General features: G+C 67.1%; 1 protein-coding gene. It reads left to right on the forward strand.

Annotation, left to right across the window (positions count from 1 at the left end; genetic code table 11):
* The coding region (locus EOD07_RS34835; RefSeq protein WP_164772863.1) for an NAD-glutamate dehydrogenase domain-containing protein at positions 1-1,263 on the forward strand (1,263 nt) is incomplete at both ends.

Consider the following 1,263-nt stretch of genomic DNA (forward strand, 5'->3'; position numbering starts at 1 on the left):
CCTGGTCTTCGTGCCGCGCGACCGCTATGACAGCGTCGTGCGCGAGAAGATCGGCGCCTATCTCAAGACCGTGTTCGAGGGCCGGCTGTCGGCCTATTACCCGGCCTTCCCGGAAGGCGGGCTGGCGCGCGTGCATTTCATCATCGGCCGTTCCGGCGGCAAGACGCCGAAGATCGAGCAGTCGACCATCGAGGCGGCGATCCGCGACATCGTGCGCACCTGGGAGGACGCGCTCTCCGAAGCCGCGGAGGCCGCCGGCAGCGATCCGGCGCTGAAGGCGATCGCGGCGCGTTTCCCCGAAAGCTACAGGGACTCCTTCTCGGCCGCCGTGGCGCTGGCCGATGCCGGGCGCATCGCGAAGATCGGCGCCGACAATCCGATCGCCATCGACTATTACCGCCATGCCGACCAGAAGCCGCACCAGGCGGCTTTGAAGATCTACCATTTCGGCAGCCCGGTGGCGCTGTCGCGACGTGTGCCGGTGCTGGAAAATATCGGCTTCCGCGTCATCAGCGAGCGCACCTTCGAGGTCGGCGGCGATCCGGCCGATCGGGTGTTCATCCACGACATGGAGCTGGAGAACAGCTACGGCGCGCGAATAGACCTTACCGACGGCGGCGCGCTGTTCGAGGACGCGTTCCTGTCGGTCTGGCGCGGCGATGTCGACAATGACGGCTATAACGGCCTGGCGCAGACCGCCGGCCTGTGGTCGGGCGAGATCACCATCCTGCGCGCCTATGGCCGCTATCTGCAGCAGGCCGGTATCCCGCAGAGCCAGGACTTCATCGCCGCGGCGCTCAACCGTTATCCCGAGATCGCGCGCGGCCTGCATGACCTGTTCGTCGCCCGGCTCGGGCCGGCGGCGGAGGGCGACGGCGTGGTCGCGGCCAAGCACCTCAAGGCCAAGATCAAGGACGCGCTGGAGGAGGTGCCCAATATCGATGACGATACCATCATCCGCCGCTACCTCAACCTGATCGAAGCCTCGCTGCGCACCAATCATTTCGTAGCCGATACGAAAGCGAAGGGGCAGTCGCTGGCGATCAAGCTCGACTCGCAGGCGGTCGAGGGCCTGCCAGCGCCCAGGCCATGGCGCGAGATCTTCGTCTACGGCTCCGAGGTCGAGGGCGTGCATCTGCGCTTCGGCCCGGTGGCGCGCGGCGGCCTGCGCTGGTCGGATCGCGCCCAGGACTACCGCACCGAGGTGCTCGGCCTGGTCAAGGCGCAGCAAGTCAAGAACGCGGTCATCGTGCCGGTCGGCGC

The organism is Mesorhizobium sp. M2C.T.Ca.TU.002.02.1.1 (assembly GCF_003997225.1).